15 protein-coding genes and 1 pseudogene are annotated in these 18,606 nt (G+C 62.8%); 2 read left to right on the top strand and 14 right to left on the bottom strand.

Annotation, left to right across the window (positions count from 1 at the left end; translation table 11 throughout):
- Window positions 1-4: 4 nt before the first annotated feature.
- The 11 genes and pseudogenes from AB4N42_RS20395 to AB4N42_RS20445 all read right to left on the bottom strand — a co-directional run bounded on the left by AB4N42_RS20395 (window position 5) and on the right by AB4N42_RS20445 (window position 13,467).
- Window positions 5-1,558 (bottom strand): sugar ABC transporter ATP-binding protein, encoded by a 1,554-nt coding sequence (locus AB4N42_RS20395; protein WP_460115235.1) that lies wholly within the window; start codon window positions 1,556-1,558, stop codon window positions 5-7.
- A gap of 73 nt (window positions 1,559-1,631) precedes the next feature.
- Window positions 1,632-2,555, bottom strand: coding sequence for a sugar ABC transporter substrate-binding protein (locus tag AB4N42_RS20400; RefSeq protein ID WP_030141283.1), 924 nt, complete (start codon window positions 2,553-2,555; stop codon window positions 1,632-1,634).
- Window positions 2,556-2,608: 53 nt separating this feature from the next.
- Window positions 2,609-2,761 (bottom strand): hypothetical protein, encoded by a 153-nt coding sequence (locus tag AB4N42_RS20405; RefSeq protein ID WP_187293342.1) that lies wholly within the window; start codon window positions 2,759-2,761, stop codon window positions 2,609-2,611.
- Window positions 2,762-2,903: 142 nt separating this feature from the next.
- Entirely contained in the window at window positions 2,904-3,956 is a 1,053-nt protein-coding gene (locus AB4N42_RS20410) for a Gfo/Idh/MocA family protein (RefSeq protein WP_198797449.1), read from the bottom strand.
- A 150-nt stretch (window positions 3,957-4,106) separates the two neighbouring features.
- Window positions 4,107-5,117, bottom strand: a complete 1,011-nt coding sequence (locus tag AB4N42_RS20415; protein WP_030141281.1) for a bifunctional inositol 2-dehydrogenase/D-chiro-inositol 1-dehydrogenase — start codon at window positions 5,115-5,117, stop codon at window positions 4,107-4,109.
- Between the two features lie 31 nt (window positions 5,118-5,148).
- Window positions 5,149-7,081: pseudogene (iolD, locus tag AB4N42_RS20420) on the bottom strand (3D-(3,5/4)-trihydroxycyclohexane-1,2-dione acylhydrolase (decyclizing)).
- 152 nt (window positions 7,082-7,233) lie between these two features.
- A complete protein-coding gene (locus AB4N42_RS20425) occupies window positions 7,234-8,055 on the bottom strand; it encodes a TIM barrel protein (protein ID WP_198797447.1) in 822 nt (273 codons plus the stop codon).
- 33 nt (window positions 8,056-8,088) lie between these two features.
- Window positions 8,089-9,591: a CoA-acylating methylmalonate-semialdehyde dehydrogenase gene (locus tag AB4N42_RS20430; RefSeq protein WP_334597421.1), complete on the bottom strand. Its 1,503-nt coding sequence runs from the start codon at window positions 9,589-9,591 to the stop codon at window positions 8,089-8,091.
- A 30-nt stretch (window positions 9,592-9,621) separates the two neighbouring features.
- Window positions 9,622-10,431: a 5-deoxy-glucuronate isomerase gene (gene iolB / locus AB4N42_RS20435; protein WP_198797445.1), complete on the bottom strand. Its 810-nt coding sequence runs from the start codon at window positions 10,429-10,431 to the stop codon at window positions 9,622-9,624.
- Window positions 10,428-11,321 (bottom strand): myo-inosose-2 dehydratase, encoded by an 894-nt coding sequence (gene iolE, locus AB4N42_RS20440; protein ID WP_030141275.1) that lies wholly within the window; start codon window positions 11,319-11,321, stop codon window positions 10,428-10,430. Before iolE ends, iolB begins: the two co-directional genes overlap by 4 nt.
- Window positions 11,322-11,529: 208 nt before the next feature.
- A complete protein-coding gene (locus AB4N42_RS20445; protein WP_460115236.1) occupies window positions 11,530-13,467 on the bottom strand; it encodes a bifunctional 5-dehydro-2-deoxygluconokinase/5-dehydro-2-deoxyphosphogluconate aldolase in 1,938 nt (645 codons plus the stop codon).
- 312 nt (window positions 13,468-13,779) lie between these two features.
- Between AB4N42_RS20445 and AB4N42_RS20450 the strand changes: the two genes are divergently transcribed.
- Window positions 13,780-14,700, top strand: a complete 921-nt coding sequence (locus AB4N42_RS20450) for a MurR/RpiR family transcriptional regulator (protein ID WP_030141273.1) — start codon at window positions 13,780-13,782, stop codon at window positions 14,698-14,700.
- A 32-nt stretch (window positions 14,701-14,732) separates the two neighbouring features.
- Window positions 14,733-15,344, top strand: a complete 612-nt coding sequence (locus AB4N42_RS20455; protein ID WP_258650589.1) for a glutathione S-transferase — start codon at window positions 14,733-14,735, stop codon at window positions 15,342-15,344.
- Between the two features lie 280 nt (window positions 15,345-15,624).
- On the opposite strand, the gene hcnC is transcribed toward AB4N42_RS20455, so the two are convergent.
- From hcnC to hcnA, 3 genes are read right to left on the bottom strand one after another with little or no spacing between them, the layout of a single operon-like run.
- Window positions 15,625-16,884, bottom strand: coding sequence for a cyanide-forming glycine dehydrogenase subunit HcnC (gene hcnC, locus AB4N42_RS20460; RefSeq protein WP_030141271.1), 1,260 nt, complete (start codon window positions 16,882-16,884; stop codon window positions 15,625-15,627).
- Complete coding sequence (gene hcnB, locus AB4N42_RS20465) at window positions 16,877-18,286, bottom strand: cyanide-forming glycine dehydrogenase subunit HcnB (protein ID WP_030141270.1); 1,410 nt, start codon at window positions 18,284-18,286, stop codon at window positions 16,877-16,879. The genes hcnC and hcnB overlap by 8 nt, the downstream gene beginning before the upstream one ends.
- Window positions 18,283-18,606, bottom strand: coding sequence for a cyanide-forming glycine dehydrogenase subunit HcnA (gene hcnA / locus AB4N42_RS20470; protein ID WP_258650973.1), 324 nt, complete (start codon window positions 18,604-18,606; stop codon window positions 18,283-18,285). The genes hcnB and hcnA overlap by 4 nt, the downstream gene beginning before the upstream one ends.

The raw sequence follows: 18,606 nt of genomic DNA on the forward strand, positions 1-18,606 counted from the left end.
GCCATCAGGACAGGCCCGACGCCAGTTGCATGACGCGTTCCTGGGTGGCTTCGCTGCGGTCGAGGGTGCCCATCAGGTCGCCTTCGTGCATGACCATGACGCGGTCGCTCATACCCAGCACTTCCGGCAACTCCGAAGAAATCATGATCACCGCCATGCCTTCACTGGCGAGGTAGGCAATGAGCCGGTAGATCTCGGCCTTGGCGCCGACGTCGATGCCGCGGGTCGGCTCGTCGAGGATCAGGATGCGCGGGTTGGTCATCAACCAGCGCGCCAGCAAGGCCTTCTGCTGGTTGCCGCCGGACAAGGTGTCGATGCACTGCTCCAGGGAAGGCGTCTTGACCCGCAGCTTCTTGCACATGTCTTCGCACAGCGCCCGCAGGGCTTTCTGCTGGATGAAGCCGTTGCCGACGTAATGGGGCAGCACGGCCATTTCCATGTTCTCCAGCACCGACAGGCACGGGAACAGGCCACTGAGCTTGCGGTCCTCGGTCAACAGCGCGAAGCCCTTCTCGATCGCCATGTGCGGGTCGGTGATGCGCACCGACTGGCCGTCCAGCAGGATCTCGCCACCGGTACTCGGGGTCACGCCAAAGATCGCTTCGGCGACATTGGTCCGCCCCGAGCCCATCAGCCCGGCGATGCCAAGGATTTCCCCGGCATGCAGGTCGAACGACACGTCTTTGAAAATGCCGTCCAGGCTCAGGTCACGCACCGACAGGACCAAGTCACCGATGGGCTTGTCCCGCACCGGGAACAACTGGCTCAGTTCGCGTCCGACCATCATCGAAATCAGACTGTCGCCGTCCATGCTGTCGGCCCGTTGCAGGCCGATGTAGGCGCCGTCGCGAAACACCGCCACTTCATCGGCGATAGCGAACACCTCGTTCATTTTGTGGGTGATGTAGATGATGCCCTTACCCTGGGCCTTGAGGTCGGCGATGATCGAGAACAGGTGGGCGACTTCGGTCTCGGTGATGGCCGAGGTCGGCTCGTCCATGATCAGGATGTCGGAGTCGTACGAGACCGCCTTGGCGATCTCCACCATCTGCCGCTCGGCGATGCTCAGGTTGCCCACCTGCTCCTCCGGGTCGAGCTTGATGCGCAAGCGCTCCAGCAACCGGGCGGTGCAGCGATGCATTTCACCGTGGTCGACCATGTGCAGGCCGTTGAGCTGTTCACGGCCGATCCAGATGTTCTCGGCGATGCTCATGTGCGGCATCAGGTTCAGTTCCTGGTGGATCATCGCAATCCCGGCCTGCAACGCCGCCAGGGGCGTATCGAAGGTGACAGGCTTGCCGCGCAGGCGCAGCTCGCCGGCGTCGGGCTGGTAGATGCCGGCGATGATCTTCATCAAGGTGGATTTGCCTGCGCCGTTTTCGCCCATCAGGGCCAGCACCGAGCCGGGACGCACCCGCAATTGCACGTCGGACAACGCCACCACGCCGGGAAAGCCCTTGCTGACGTTGACGACCTCCAACAGGTACGGTTCGTCGGGTAATACGTCCGGCCGGAACGTTGCCGCCGGGGCGCTCGAAGCAGTCGCAGATGCGAACATGGTCAGGTACTCCCTCGGCAAGATCGGCGCGGCGACCTTGCCTGCTTATTGTTGTGGTGGGCCAGGCGCAGCGTCACTTGAACTGGTCGACGTTCTCCGGCGTGATCAGGCGATACGGCACCACGACGGATTCCATTTTCTCGCCCTTGGCCATTTTGACCGCCGTGTCGATGGAGCCATCGGCCTGGCCCTTGGCGTCCTGGAACACCGAGACCGCCATGTCGCCTTTCTTGATGGCGTTCAAGCCGTCCGGCGTGCCGTCGACCCCGGCAATCAACACGCTGCCCTTCTTGGTGCCCGCTTGCTTGAGGGCCATGGCGGCGCCGATGGCCATCTCGTCGTTGTTGGACACCACCGCGTTGAATTCACGGCCTTGGGTCAGCCAGTCGTTGACCAGGGTCATGCCCTTGTCCCGGGACCAGGTGCCGGTCTGTTCCTGTTCGATCTTGATGCCCGGGTATTTGGCGAGGATTTCCTTGACGCCCTTGGTGCGGTTGGTGGTGGAGTTGTTCGCCAAATCGCCCAGCAGGATCACGATGTCGCCCTTGCCGCCCATCTTGTCGGCCAGGTATTGCATCTGCATGCGCCCGGCCTCCAGGTCATCCGAGGCCACGGTGACCACGCCTTGCGGCAGCTTCGGATCGTCCGGACGGCGGTTGACGTACACCAGCGGGATACCGGCGGCCACGGCGGCCTTGGTGATGCGCTGGGTCGCGGCGGTGTCCACCGGGTTGACGATGAGCGCGTCGACCTTCTGGCTGATGAAGCTTTCCACCTGGCTCAGTTGCTTGACCACGTCGCTGCGCGCGTCTTCGAACTGCAGCGTGACGCCGTCCGGCAGGGACTTGGCCTTCTTGTCCATGGATTCGCGCAGGTAGGTCAACCAGGTGTCATCGAACTGAGACATGCTGACGCCGATCTTCAGGTCCGCCAGGGCAGCGCCGCTGGCGAACATCAATGACAGGGCCAGCGAGGCAATGCGAGTCTTGGTGTTCATGAACGTTCTTTCTCCACTTTTTTGTTTGTTTTATGGATAAGGCGTGACGGACTTCAGGAACGCGGCAAACGCACGATCGGGGCGCCGGGCATGCAGCACACCACGGCGCCCTTGCGCTGGATGCACAGGGATTCAAACAAGGGAAGAATTGCGGACAGGCGCAAGGACGGTGGCAAGTGAAACGCAGAGCGGTTGAAGGTTTTCATCGACGGTACCTGGCTGTGTTTCTTGTTTTTGTTTCGTCCTTCGTCCATCCAGGGCAGGCCTGGATAAACGCGGACAGAGTTGTCGGTAACCTGGAATCGACTTTATTGGAAAATATTTTCCATATCAACTCATTTTAGAATTTTATTCGTTTTTTGTTCCATGTCCTACAGGCGCTGATAAACACACCACCTCGCCTTGCTCCGCACTTTGCCTGGCAGCGTCCAGGATACGCGTCGTGGCCAAGGCATCGCGGGCCGCCACCGGCAGAGGGCCGTCGCCCTGCAACGCGGCCTGGAGGCGCTGATAGAACTCCAGCCAGCAACCGCGCTCCGAGGCCACACGTTCGCGCTCGGCACCGTGCTCGAACCAACCCCAGCGCCGGTGCTCCTCGGCGCCCCAGCGTTCGCCTTCGGTGGCTGGGCTCCGCCCCGCCAATGCCAAGGCTTCCTGCCCGTCGAGGCCTTCGACGGTATAGCAGCCTTCGCTGCCGCTGACCCGGAAACGTGGGCGTGGAGCGTTTTGCACGCAATTACCGCTCAAGTGGGAAATGACGCCACCGGCATGGGTCAGTGAAAGGAAGAAACCGTTATCGAACGCCTGGCCCGGCTGTCGATAATCCAGCTCGGCATAAACCCGTATCACCGGCCCGAACAACTGCAGCGCCTGGTCCACCAGATGGCTGCCCAGGTCACGCAGGAATCCCCCGCCGCTGCCTTTGCCCACCGAGGTCGGCGAGTAACGCTCTACGCTGGACTCAAAGCGAATGACCTGACCCAGGGCGCCGGACGCGAGCAATTTGCGCACGGTCAGGAAATCCGAATCCCAGCGACGGTTCTGGTACACGCTCAACGGCACGTTGCGGCGTTCGGCGGCCAGCACCATCGCTTCGGCCTGGGCGGAGTCAAGGGCAAAAGGCTTGTCGCTGACCACCGCCACGCCGTGCTCGATGGCTTCCATCACCACGGCCGGACGGGCCTCCAGCGGCGTTGACACCACCACCGCATCGACGCCGGCCGCCACCAGTTGCGCCAGGCTGTCGAAGGCCTGGACGCCGGGGTGGTCGGTTGCCAATTGCTGGCGCCGCTCGGCGGAGCGGGTCACCACGCCGACGAACGTAGCGCCGGGCAGACTGCTGATGAGTGGCGCATGAAAGAACCGCCCACCCTTGCCATAGCCGACTAGTCCGATTCGCATGAAGGCTCCTTATCTGGAAATAACGCAGGCCCCTTGTGGGAGCGGGCTTGCTCGCGAAGGCGTAGTGTCAGTCGACATCCATGTTGGATGTGCCGCCGTCTTCGTCGGATCGCCGCCCGGAGCAAGCCCGCTCCCACAGAGGGAATGTGGTCAGCCGTAAAAGCGTGGCCGCTCCGGCAGGTCGACCTTGACGATCTGCCCACTCTGCTGCGCTTCGATGCAGGCATCCGCCGCCACCGCCGCCGCAAAACCATCCCACGCCGACGGCCCGCCCACTTGCCCGGCGCGCACGCCGTCGATGAACGCCTGCAACTCGACGTCATAAGCGGCGATGAAGCGATCCTTCCAATCCATCAGGATCGCATTGGACAACTTGGCGCCGCTGCGCAGTTGCACCTGGGACGGTTCCGGCAGCTTGGCGATGCCGGTCTCCCCCACCACTTCGCATTGGATGTCGTAACCGTACTGGCAATTGACGAACACCTCGACGTCGATCCGCGTGCCCTTGGCAGTTTCCAGCAGGACGATCTGCGGATCGCGCAGGTGAGCCAAGGCCTTGCTGCTCTTGCGCGGGAACACCACCTGCACCGACACATAGTCATCGGCCAGCAGCCAGCGCAGCACGTCCAGCTCGTGGATCAGGGTGTCGGTGATCGCCATGTCGGTCTTGTAGTTTTCGCCCACGCTCGGGTTGCGGTGGGCGCAATGCAGCATCAGCGGTTCGCCGATCTGGCCGCTGTCGATCACCGATTTGAGCGCTCGATAACCTTCATCATATGGCCGCATGAAACCGACCTGCACCAGGCGCTTGCCGTGGGCCACTTCGGCTTCGACGATCTTGCGGCAGCCTTCGGCCGTGACCGCCAGGGGTTTTTCGCAGAACACCGGCTTGCCTGCCGCAATGGCCGCCAACACGAATTCTTCATGGCTCGGTCCCCAGGACGTGACAAGGATCGCCTCGACGTCCGGCGCCTTGATCAGCGCGTGACCGTCCGGATACACCTCGGCGGTCAGTTTCAGGTCGGCCACCACTTTCGCCGCCTGGGCAAGGTTGATGTCGGTCACCGCCACCACCTGGCTGTTGAGCAAGGTCTGGCTGCAACGACGGATATGGTCCTGGCCGATGGCCCCGGTGCCGATGACGCCCAGCTTCAAAGACATGTGGAACTCCTTAATGTAGGTGTTGGCGCAATCAGTATTGACGGGCCTTGGCCAGTCGTTCGTTGAGGGTCTTGGCGACGGCATCGGTGCGGGCGCTGGTGGAGACTTGCGCCACGCCGACCCGCCACCACGACAGGTATTTGTGGATCATGGTCTTGGGCAGGACCTTGATGTCGATCAGCGTCGAGACCGTCTGGCGCCGGGCATCGGCCAGGGCGGCGTGCAACTCGTCCAGCGTCTTGACCTTGTAGGTCTGGCAGCCGTAGGCCGCCGCGCTCATGGCGAAGTCCACCGGCACGAAGCCGCCGTCGAGCTTGCCAGTCTCGGGGTTGCGGAAGCGGAACTCGGTGCCGAAGCTGTCCATGCCGTGTTCCATTTGCAGATTGTTGATGCAGCCGAAGGTCATGTTATCCAGCAGCACCACGTTGATCTTGCGGCGCTCCTGGATCGAGGTCGCCAGTTCCGAATGCAGCATCATGTAGGAACCGTCGCCTACCAGCGCGTAGACCTCTTTGTCCGGCTCGGCGAGCTTCACGCCCAACGCCGCATTCACCTCGTAGCCCATGCACGAATAGGCATATTCGACGTGGTAGGTGTTCACGCCCTTGCTCCGCCAGCTGCGTTGCAAATCGCCAGGCAGGCTGCTCGGCGGCAGCGACGATGATGGCGTCGTCCGCCAAGGTTTGGTTGAGCGTGCCCAGCACGCGGCTCTGGGTCAGGCAGGAGCCGGTGAGCTCGATGAATTCGCGAAACACCGCCGGGTCCATGTGATCGTTGATTTCCGGGACGAAATCCTGGGTCTGGAAATCCGCCTGGTAGATCCGGTCTACTTCCGCGTCGAGCTGGGCCTTGGCGTCGGCGATCTGCCCGCCCCATTCGGCACGGTAGTCCCCCAGTTTGCCGGCCAGCGCCTCCAGGCCTGCACGGGCGTCGGCCAGCAGTTGCACGCCGTCGAGTTTCAGCGCGTCGCACGGGCTGATGTTGAGGTTCAGGAACTGCACTTCGGGGTGCTGGAACAGCCATTTCGATGCGGTGGTGAAATCGCTGTAGCGGGTGCCGATGCCGATGATCAGGTCCGCCTTCTTGGCCAGCAGGTTCGCCGCCAGGCAACCGGTCTCGCCGACGCCGCCCACGTTCAGCGGATGGCTGGAGACGATGGCGCTTTTCCCCGCCTGGGTTTCGGCAAAAGGAATGTCGAAGCGCTCGGCGAAGGCTTGCAATGCCGCGTTGGCCCCGGAGTATTTCACGCCGCCGCCGCAGATTATCAGCGGCTTGCGCTTGCCCTTGAACAGCGCCAACGCGTCGCCGAGCATCGCTTCGGTGGCCGGGCGGCGGTCGATGCGGTGCACGCGTTTCTGCAGGAAGTAATCCGGGTAATCATAAGCTTCGGCCTGCACGTCCTGGGGCAGCGCCAGGGTCACCGCGCCGGTTTCGGCCGGGTCGGTCAGTACGCGCATGGCATGGATCGCGGCGGTCATCAATTGCTCGGGGCGGTTGATGCGATCCCAGTATTTGCTCACGGCCTTGAACGCATCGTTGGTGCTGATGCTCAGGTCATGGAATTGCTCGATCTGTTGCAGCACCGGGTCCGGCTGGCGACTGGCGTAGACATCGCCCGGCAACAGCAGCAGCGGGATGCGATTGGCCGTCGCGGTGGCGGCAGCGGTCAGCATGTTCGCCGCGCCGGGACCGACCGACGAAGTACAGGCGTAGATCTTGCGCCGCAGGTGCTGCTTGGCAAAGCCGATGGCGGCATGGGCCATACCCTGCTCGTTGCGGCCCTGATGGACCACCAGGTCGCCGCTGTCCTGCTCCAGCGCCTGGCCCAGGCCCAGCACGTTGCCGTGGCCGAAAATGGTAAACACCCCGGCGATAAACTTGCTCTGGACGCCATCGACCTCGACGTACTGGTTATCGAGGAATTTCACCAGGGCCTGGGCCATGGTCAGTCGTGTTGTGGTCATGCTTGCACCTTTTTCAAACGCAACTCGGTCAACTGTGGGAGCGAGCTTGCTCGCGAAGGCGACCATACATCCAACATTAATGTCGCCTGACATACCGCTATCGCGAGCAAGCTCGCTCCCACAGGGGAGGCTCCATCGTTCAGCAAATCGTGTCAGGCCCGGGAGCTTTGCAAGTGATTCATGCTCGCCCCCAACGCCTGGCGAATATCGGCCAACTCATGAACGCTTTCGGCAAACGGCTCGAAGGACAGGTAACCGTCATAGCCGCCGCGGAGCAGCGCCTCGATCTGCCCGGCATTGCCGAGAATATCGCCCTCGCCCACCAGCACCCGGTGGCCGTCACGAATCGTCGCCAAGGGTGCCTTGGCATCCTCGACCCCGGAGATGTGCACCAGCCCGGTCAGTTCAGGGAAGAATTCCTGCTCGCCGGCCAGATGATGGTGGAAGGTGTCATGCACCAGGCGGAACACGTCCAGCCCGCCAATGGCCTTGATCGCTTCCACCGCCGTGCGTTTGCGCCGCAGCGAGCACTCCTCGAAACCCAAAGGCTCGATGAAACCGTAGATGCCGAAGGCGCGCAGGATCGGTGCCAGTTCATTAAGGGCCGTGCGCAGCCCCGACGCACGTTCGGCCTCGCTGCGTGGGTCCGCGCGGTCGTTGAGCGGGCACATCACCAGCCCTTCGGCACCGCACTCACGGGCATAGTCGGCCAGGCGCACAGCCTGGGCGCGACGCTCTTCGTTCCATACATCGAACGGGTACAGGGCGTTGATCGACAGCACCTTGATGTCGCGTGCCTCGCACAACTCGCGGACGCGGGCCGGGGGCATGCCGTCTTCGATCTCGACACCTTTCAGATCATTGCGAATCTCGATGGCATCGGTTTTCAACGCCAGCGCCAAGTCGATGAAAGCAGGCAGTGACAGGCGTGGGGCAACCATTCGGTTCAAGGCAAAACGCAGGGGCTGGTTCATTGTTGTTCTCCCTCCGGCATTCATGAGATGAGTTTATTGGGCAGTGGGCATACTGAATTCTGGGCCCTTGGCGATGCTGTCGGGCCAGCGTTGCATCACGCTCTTGTAGCGACTGTAGAAACGCAGGCCTTCCTCGCCATAGGCATGGTGGTCGCCGAACAGCGAACGCTTCCAGCCGCCAAAGGAATGCCAGGCCATCGGCACCGGGATCGGCACGTTGATGCCCACCATGCCGACCTTGATGCTGCGCGCGAACGCCCGGGCGATGCCGCCGTCACGGGTGAAGCACGACACGCCGTTGCCGAACTCATGGGCGTTGATCAGCGCCACCGCGGTGGCGAAATCCGGTACACGAACGATGCCCAGCACCGGGCCAAAGATCTCTTGCTTATAGATGCTCATCTCGACGGTGACCCGGTCGAACAGCGTCGCGCCGACGAAAAATCCTTGCTCGGCCCCCGGCACCTTGAAACCCCGACCGTCGACGATCAGCCGAGCGCCCTCGGCCACACCGGCGTCGATAAAACCTTCCACCTTGGCCTTGTGCTCGGCGGTGACCAGCGGCCCCATGTCGGTGCCGGGCTGCTGGCCATTGCCGACCTTCAACTGGTCGATACGCGGCAGCAGCCGAGCGATCAACTCATCGCCGACATCGCCCACCGCCACGGCAATGGAAATCGCCATGCAGCGCTCGCCGGCCGAGCCGTAGGCCGCGCCGATCAAGGCGTCCGCCGCCTGGTCGAGGTCGGCGTCGGGCATGACGATCATGTGGTTCTTGGCCCCGCCCAGGGCCTGCACGCGCTTGCCATGCGCGGTGCCCTGCTGGTGGATGTACTCGGCGATGGGCGTAGAGCCGACAAAGGAAATCGCCTCGATATCCGGGTGCTGCAACAGCGCATCCACTGCCGCCTTGTCGCCTTGGACGACGTTGAATACGCCGTCCGGCAAGCCGGCTTCGGTCAGCAAGCGAGCCATCAGCAGGCTGGCGGACGGGTCGCGCTCCGAAGGTTTGAGGATGAAGCAATTGCCGGCAACCAATGCCAGCGGAATCATCCACAGCGGCACCATCACCGGGAAGTTGAACGGCGTGACGCCGGCGCACACACCCAGCGGCTGGCGCAGGTTCCAGTTGTCGATACCGCCGCCGATGTTGTCACTGAAATCGGTCTTGAGCAGGTTGGGTGCACCGCAGGCGTACTCGACGATCTCGATGCCGCGAGTGACTTCACCGTGGGCGTCGGACAGCACCTTGCCATGTTCACGGCTGATGATCTGCGCCAGTTCGTCGTGATGGCGGTCGAGCAGTTCCTTGAACTTGAACATCACCCGCGAACGGCGCAACGACGACTGTTCGGACCAGGCCGGGAACGCCGCCAGCGCCGAGGCCACCGCCGCGTCGACGGTACTCGGCTCGGCCAGGGCCACCCGCGCCTGCACCGCGCCGGTGGCCGGGTTGAAGACGTTGCTGGAGCGCGCGGTTTCGCTGTCCTGCACTTGGCCGTTGATGTAATGGCCTATTACCGGGGTGTCGCTCATTGTCCTGGTTCTCCGTTGGAATATTGGAATTCAGAGGTCGAGCAGCCAGCTGTGCTGCGGGTCGTTATGGAACTGCCAGACCCGCTTCGGACCGGCCATGACATTCAGGTAATACGACTCGTACCCATAGGGCACGCTGACCGGGTGATAACCCTTGGGTACCACCACCAGGTCACTGTTCTCCACGGCCATGGCCTGGTCGATGCTGCGGTCGTCGGTGTAGACCCGCTGGAACACGAAGCCCTGGGACGGGTTGACCTGGTGGTAATAGGTTTCTTCGAGAAAACTCTGGTGAGGCAGGTCGTCGGTGTCGTGCTTGTGCGGCGGGTAGCTGGACGAATGGCCGGACGGCGTGCGCACTTCCACCACCAGCAGCGAATGGGCCGGCTCGCTGTCGGGCAGGATGTCGCAGACGTAGCGGGTATTGGCGCCCTTGCCGCGCACGCTGCGTTTCATGCTGTCCGGACGGATCAGCCGTGGACCATAAGTATGCTGGGCAGCCCCCGGCGCGGCGCACACCGCCACCTGCACATCGTTCAGGGCGGTGACTTGGGCCTGGCTGCCGGGCGGGAGATACGCCGCGAAGGGTGATTTGTCCTCGAACACCGATTGGCGATCACCGAGGTTGTCCCAATTGAAGGCTCCCTGCCCTGGCGCCTCGCCCTTGAGGTCTATGCGTCCGCTGAGCAGGACCACGCACAATTCCTTATCACCGGCCATCACCGGAAGGGTTTCGCCGAGGCTCAGGCGGTAGGCGGCGAACCCCACGTACTCCAACGCGCCATGGGGCAGTTCGACCAGCTTTTGGCCGCTGGGATTGCTCTTGATCAACAGGCTCATGCCGGCATCCTCTCTTGCAGCAGGGCACGCAAGGTGTCGTAGCCCTTCTTGGCGTAGACATAGCTCGGCGCTACCGCCGGATCCTGCTCGGCTTCCACCACGAGCCAGCCGTGGTAATCGGCGGCGAGCAGGACGTCGAGCAACGCGGCGAAATCGATGTCGCCGTCCCCCGGCACGGTGAAGGTGCCGTTGATGATGCAGTCGGGGAAACTCCAGAGGTTGTTGCGTGCCAACTGCACCACCGGTTTGCGCACGTCCTTGAAATGCACGTGGCAGATGCGCTCGATGTGCTTGCGCAGGACTTGCAACGGCTCGCCGCCGCCCATGTAGCAGTGGCCCGAGTCGAACAACAGGCCCACTTCGCTGCCGGTCAGGGCCATCAACTTGTCGATGTCCGATGGCGACTCGACGTAGGCGCCCATGTGGTGGTGATACGCCAGGCGCACGCCTTGGGACAGCGTGAAGCGCGCCAGTTCGGTGACCTTGTCGGCGTAGGCTTGCCAGGCTTCGTCAGTGTGGAAGCGCGGGCGTTCGATCAGCGGGATGCGCTGGCCCTGGATCGAGTCCGCCACCTCGCCATAGACCAGCACCGTCGCGCCGTTCTGCGCCAACAGCTCGACATGACTGGCGATGGCGTCGATCTCCTCGGCGGCCGAACGCCGCGCCAGGCGACTGGAGTACCAGCCGGACACCAGCGCCAGGTCATACGGGCGCAGCACGTCGCCGACGCCCTTGGCGTCCTTGGGAAACTTGCCATTGAGCTCGAAACCTTCGTAGCCGATTTCCTTGCCTTCGCTCAACGCCGTGCTCAAGGGCGTCTCGCCGCCGAGGGATGGCAGGTCGTCGTTGCTCCAGGAAATCGGGTTGATGCCAATTCGGATTGCGGGCATGGCTGCACCTTTTATTGTTTTTCAAACTGAATAACGAAAATCGTTTGGAATACTTATTGTGGCGAGGGGATTTATCCCCGCTGGGTCGCGAAGCGGCCCCTTAAAGACTTAATGCAAGTTGCCTGACACACCGAGTTGCCGGTTTTGGGGCCGCTTCGCAGCCCAGCGGGGATAAATCCCCTCGCCACAAAAGCCGGCACAACACCCTTCAGGCCCGTGCAGCACGCCACGCCTCGATCAACTCCACAAACCGCCCCTGCACGTCCCGGATCAACGTTTCATCATCGATTTCCCCGGCCAACCAGGCCCGGCTCGGTTCCTGGAAGATCGTCCGGCCCACGGCAAACCCGCGGCAGGTGGTGCTTTGGCTGGCCTGGCGGAAGCCCTCGGCCAACGCGGAGGCCGGGGCGTTGAGGCCCAGCAGCACCACGCCACGGCAGTACGGGTCGCGTTGCTGGATCAACTCGTCGAGCTGCTTCCAGTCTTCGGCTGTCTGCGCTTCGATCTTCCACCACGCCGGGAAAATTCCGAGGTTGTAGAGGCGCTTGAGGCCGCGATAAAGCACGTCCGGATGGGCCGATGGATGATCCTTCGGCGGGATGACTTCCAGCAGCAACTCATGACCACTGGCCTGGGACGCCTTATACAAGCCCATCAACTGCGCCTCCTGTTCCAGGCGCAGCAGCGGCTCGTCGTCGGGGTGAAATTGCACCAGGCATTTGATGATCTGTTCCTGCGGCCAGGCGATCAGGTTGCTGCCGATGGAGCGCCCATGCTCGAACGCCAGCGGTCGCGAGCCCTGCACCTCCACGGGCCGCGCCACCCACCAGCCACGTCCGGTGGCCGCGTTGAGCGAATCCTGGCCGAAACGCTGATCGGCCAGCAGCCCGACATCGGCGTCGATGCCCTGGCGTTGCAGGTCGGCTTCGACCCGCTCCACCGCCTGGATGAACAGTTGCTTGAGCTCGCCGATGCTGCTCAGCTCACGACCGCCCTTCTGCGCCAGCTCCACCAACTGCCAGCGATGATCGAAGGCAAAGATGAACAGCTGTTTCCAAGCCTTGCGCGGCACGCTGACCTGATGCAGCCGTTGCAACACGGCATCCTGGTCCGGGCGGGTAATGGGCACCGGGCTCTTGAACAGATAATCGAGCTCGGCCCGGGTCGGCATCGCCGGGGCGCACGCATGGCGCGACACCACCAGGCCGCCACAGGCGTTGGCCAATTGGCAGCAGCGCTCATCACTGGCGTCTTCCAGCCAACCGGCGAGGAAACCCGACATGAACGCATCGCCTGCGCCCAACACATTCAGGACTTCAACCCGCACGCCTGGATAAAGCGCACCGTCCTCCAATCGGCTTGGGATATCACCGTGGATCACCGTGCACCCTTGCGGGCCGAGCTTGACCACGAGGGTTGCGGTCGTCAGCGAGCGCACCGTCCGCAGTGCGCTCAATAGATCTTCGCTGCCACCGGCAATCAGGAATTCTTCTTCGGTGCCGACGATCAGGTCGAAACGCGGCAGGATCCCTTGCACGTGCTGGCTGACTTTACGATCGGCGACGAAACGGGTTTCGCCATCGGCCTTGCCTACCAGGCCCCAGAGGACCGGGCGGTAATCGATGTCGAGGACGCACTTGACGTTGTGTTTTCGCGCATGGTCGAGCGCCTGGACGCTCGCGTTGTAGACGCCTTCGGTGGAGAAATGGGTGCCGGTGATCAGCAGCGCCTTGCTGGAGGCGATGAAGGCTTCGTCGATGTCTTCGGCCCGCAGCGCCATGTCGGCGCAGTTTTCCCGGTAGAACACCAGGGGAAAGGTCTCGCGATCCTTGATGCCCAGCAGGACCATGGCGGTGAGTCGCTCAGGATCGACCTTGATCCCGCTGACGTCACACCCTTCGCGCGCCAGGGACTCCACCAGGAAGCGCCCCATGTGATCGTCGCCGACCCGGCTCAGCATCGCCGACCGGAGGCCCAGGCGAGCCGTGCCGAAGGCGATGTTGGCCGATGATCCGCCCAGGTATTTGGCGAAGCTTGAAACATCTTCCAGGCGCGCGCCGACTTGCTGCGCGTAAAGATCGACGCCCAGGCGTCCCAGGCAGATCACATCCAATTGACGCCCACTGGCAAAACGAGTCTGGCCCATGCTGGCTCCTGTTATTTTTATCAGCCTGCGCTGGTCGTCGGAACCGACATCAGCGCTTTGGTGGATGCAGACTAAAACGAGCCAGCGCCAATAATCAATATTTTTTCCATAAATTTTTATCGTGGAATATTTTTTCCAATATGCTACTGCTCAACCGGGCCAGACGCAGTGCATCGTTTCAGCAGGCGCGACAACTTCGCTCAACCATGATTTTCCCGGCGCCTACGCTGTAGACTGCGACCAGCCAACCTATTGTCGAGGGCGGCCCGTTTCCGCGGGCTGCCCTATAAGAACAAGCCAGAAGGATTTCCTATGACCCGCCCCGATCTGCCGGCGCCGTCCGAGAGTGCGTCCGAAGCCGCCCTCCCCAGCCCACCGATCAACGCCGAGCGTCTGCTGCAACTGATCACCGAGGAATACGAAAGCCTGCCGCGCCAGCTCAAGCGCATCGCCAGCTACATGAGCCAGCAAAGCGACCGGATCATGGTGGATCGGATCAGCGACATCGCCCGGGAATGCGAAGTCCACCCTTCGGCCATCGTACGGTTCTCCCAGCGCTTCGGCTTCAGCGGGTTCAGCGAAATGCAGGCCTTGTTCCGCGAGGCCTATACCCACAAGACCACGCCGGTGCAGAACTACCAGCAGCGCATCCGCAGCATGATCGCCAACAAATCGCAGAAGGCCAGCGCCGGCGACCTGGCCCGTGAATGCGTCAACGCGACCCTGTCAGGTATCGAGCGCCTGGGGCTGGAACTGGACGACGAGGCGTTCGAAAAAGCCGTGGACCTGGTGGTCAATGCCGACAATATCTATGTGGTCGGCGTGCGGCGTTCATTCGCGGTGGCCGACTACCTGGTCTACAACCTGCAACACACCAACAAGCGCATTCACCTGGTGTCCGGCCTGGGCGGCAGTTATCGCGAGCAGATGCGCAGCGTGCGGGCCAATGACCTGGTCATCGCCATCAGCTTCACGCCCTACGGCAAGGAAACCCAGCATTGCCTGCGCATTGCCCAGCATCACCAGGCCAAGACGCTGATCATCACCGACAGCAACCTGTCGCCGCTGGCCAAGCGGGCCAACGCGGTGCTGCTGGTCAACGAAGGCAGCTCATTCGCGTTCCGCTCGTTGAGTGCGACGTTGTGCCTGTGCCAGGCGTTGTTCATCGCCGTGGCCTACCGCCTTGAACTCAAGGTTGATGAAATCCATGAACAGGTCGGCTTCGAGGATTGATGCCCGAGCTGAAAACCGCTGAAGGAGAAGCCATGAAACTGATCGGCATGCTGGACTCGCCCTATGTACGCCGCGTCGCCATTTCCGCCAAACGCCTGGGGATCGCCCTGGAACACGAATCGGTGTCGGTGTTCAGGCAATTCGAGCACTTCCAGAGCATCAACCCGGTGGTCAAGGCACCGACCCTGGTCTTGGATGATGGCTCGGTGTTGATGGATTCCACCTTGATCATCGATTACTTGGAGGCCCTGGCCGGGCCAACGCGCAGCCTGATGCCGAACGGTCCGGAACAACGGCTGCGCTCGTTGCAACTGATCGGATTGGCGTTGGCGGCGTGCGAGAAGTCGGTGCAGATCTACTACGAACGTACCCTGCGGCCGGCGGAAATCCAGCACGGTCCGTGGCTCGAGCGGATCTCCGGCCAACTGCTGGCGGCATACGGCGGGTTGGAGCAAGCGCTGGCAAAACAGCCATTGCCCACCGATGGCTCCATCGACCAGGCCGGCATTACCGTCGCCGTGGCTTGGACCTTCACCAACCTCCTGGTCGCGGACCAGGTCGAAGGCAAAGCCTTCCCGCAGATCAGCGCATTCACCGCCTACGCCGAAGAACTGGAAGCGTTCCTCAGCACACCGGTGGAATAACCGGCTGGATACATTCCCGTGTGGGAGCGAGCCTGCTCGCGAAAGCGGTGCATCAGTCACCATGGATGCCGACTGATATGACGCCTTCGCGAGCAAGCTCGCTCCCACAGCTTCTTTGGCGAACGAAATTCCGCGGACAGCCGAGAACGGTGTGGGAGCGAGCTTGCTCGCGATGGCGGCGTATCAATCACCATTGATATTGGCTGAACGGACGCTATCGTCGGATCGCCGCCCGGAGCAAGCTCGCTCCCACAGGGGACCGGTTGATCACAGGATTTGCTCAGACCGGTTCCATTTCCCTTGGTTCTGCAATCGGCGCCACCTCGAACCGATCCGCGAGGAACGGCGTGATGTCCAGCGGCAACGGCTCATCATTGACCAGTTTATCCAGTAACACCCCGGTAATGGCCGAGGTGAGGATGCCGGTGCGGAAATGTCCGCAGGCGTTGAGGTAGCCCTCCACGCCGCGCATCGGCCCTAGGATCGGCAGCTCGTCGGGTGAGCCGGGACGCAGGCCGGCCCAGGTGCGTTTGAGATTGATGTCGGCCAGTTGCGGAATACAACGCATCGCGCCTTGCACCAGCCCTTCGATCTCCGGGTAAGTGGTGGTCACGTCGAACCCCTTGTCCTCCGTGGTGCTGCCAATCAGGATTTCGCCGTTGTCTTTCTGCGCCACATAACAATCGCTGGTGGTCAGGCAGCCGTTGAGGATCTTGGGCATGCGTTCGGTCAACAGGATCTGGCCCTTGACCGGCTTGACCGGAATCCGCACGCCCGTGGCCTGCTCGCTGAGGTCCGCCGCCCAGGCGCCGGCGGCATTGATCAGAATCCGGCAATTGAACGTTCCGGCTTCGGCGGTTTGCACGCCGGTCACCCGCGTGCCGCTGCGCAAGACTTCAGTCACGTGGGTGTTGAAGTACAGGTCGACGCCGTTCTGCCGCGCGCCCTCGGTGTAGGCGTCGGCGAGGCGGAACGGGCTGACCTGGTGATCGCAGAGAAACTCCAGAGCGCCGAGGGCCTCATGGCTCACATTTGGCTCTGCCTCGCGCAAGGCCGCCTGGTCGAGCCAACGCACCTGATCGGCCAGATGGGGAATGGAGGCGGCGATGTGCTCGGCGTACAAGCGGTCCTCATCGTCATAGATCACGAACTTCAGCCCGGTCTCTTCGAACTTGAAATCCATGCCGTGGCGCTCAAGCAACTCGCGATGCAGTTGCGGGTACATCGCGTTGGACTGCAAGGCGAACTGGAAAAACGAGTCGGGCAGGATGTGCGGCGTACTCGCATCCACTGCCACGGCGGCGCCCTGGGCCTGGCGCTTGCGATTGGCCGACATCATGCGGAAGAAAATCACCCCGCAGCCCAGGCCCACTGACTCGCCGATGGCCCACAAGCCGCCCGCCGACGCACGGGTAGCGTTGCCGGGACGCTTGGCGTCGATCAGGGCGATCTTCAAATGGCTGCGTTTGGACAGCTGATAGGCACAGGAAGCGCCAATCACGCCGCCGCCGGCAATCACCACGTCATAGTGCTTAGTCATGGGAAGCGGCCTCCGTGCCGACATTCTGAAAGGCTGAAAATGGAATCGGATCGATCGGAAACCGCGGCCGCAACCAGCCCACATCGGCGCGTCCGGTGGCCTCGCGCAACCGGTCGCTGCAGTAACCGACGCACATGCGCCCCTGGCAATCACCCATGCTGACGCGGGTGCGCATTTTCAGGCTGGCCATGTCCTGCACACCCTGCTCCAGGGCTCGGTCGATGTCGGCACGGGTGGCATGCTCGCAGCGGCAGATCACCGTCTCGGCAGTGGGCAGCGCAGTCTGGCCCGCCCCGCGCCGGGTATAGCGATCGACGGCGGCGCGAAAGCGAATGATCCGCTCCAGTCGGGCCTGATAGCGCCCACGCCGCTCCAGGGCTGCCGGCTCATCCAGGACATTGCGTTGCATCAGCACTGACAGCGCGGCAATACGCCCGCTCAACATGGCGGCTTCACCTCCGCGAATCCCGCCCATGTCGCCCGCCAGGTGGATATGCGCCTCGCTGCTGCGTTGCCAGGCATCGGACATCGCACGCAAATAACCGTCTTCGCTGAAGCCATGTTCCAGGCCCATCTGCTGGCTCAACTGGGTGCGCGGGATGAACCCGTAGCCAACCGCCAGCGTCTGGGCCGGCAACTGTTCGGCGCGTTCAAGGTCCGGCGCCCAATCGGCGGAATACGGCGCGACGGTCACGCCGCTCAACTCACCCTCGCCCTCGGCTCGCACCACGCCCCAGCCATAACGCACCGGAATGCGATGCCGCTTGAGGTACGCGAGCATGCCCAGGCCATCGAGGAACAGCTGCGGCTTGTTCAGCAACGCCAGGCTTTCCTTGGCGATCCGGCCAAACGCACAGGCCTCGTAGACGCCCGCCACGGTGACGCCCGAGGCATGTAGCTGGCAGGCCACCAATGGCAGCAGCGGCCCCGTACCGGCAATCACCACCGGGCTTGGTGGCCTGACCACGCCGCTCTTGATCTGCAATTGCAAGCCACCAAGCATCATCACACCCGGCAACGTCCAGCCAGGAAACGGCACGCTGCGTTCATGGCAACCGGCCGCGAGGATCAGTTGGGAGTAGGCGACCTCGCGCAAGCGCTCGTCGGCATCCAGCAGCATCAGGGCCCGGAACCCTTCGGCGCCGATGACCCGGCTGCCCAGTCGCACGTCGATCAGGCCGGCATGGTGCTGGAATTCACCGTGGAGTTTTTCCAGGGCTTCGCTGTAGCGCGGCCCCAGGTAATCCAGGCGTACCCCGTCGCGCAAAGGCCCGCGATACACCACCCCACCCAGGCGCGGCGCCTCTTCGAGCAAGCTGCAGCGCACGCCATGGGCGGCCAGCTCAATGGCCGCCGCCATACCTGCCGGGCCGCCGCCGACAATCACCGGATCGTGGTTCATGGCGCCTCCGTTTCGGCAATGCGGTTGGTCCGGGTCTCGATGTGCATGCCGGGTCGCACCAGGGTCTGGCAGGCGCGGCGCTTGTGGCGACCGTCGATCTTGACCAGGCAGCATTGGCACACGCCCATGCCGCAATAGGCACCGCTGATCTGGTCATGATCGTTGCGCGCGACCTGGCGCTGGCCCAGCGCCTGGATGACCGTGAGCACGGTTTCGCCCTGGGCGGCGTTGACAGCCTGGCCGTCCAGGTGCACGGTCATGTCGGCCTGTTCCAGGGGTTGGATATCAAATGGTCGGTGTATGAGGTCTTGAGGTTGCAT

This window comes from Pseudomonas sp. H2_D02 (assembly GCF_054677635.1).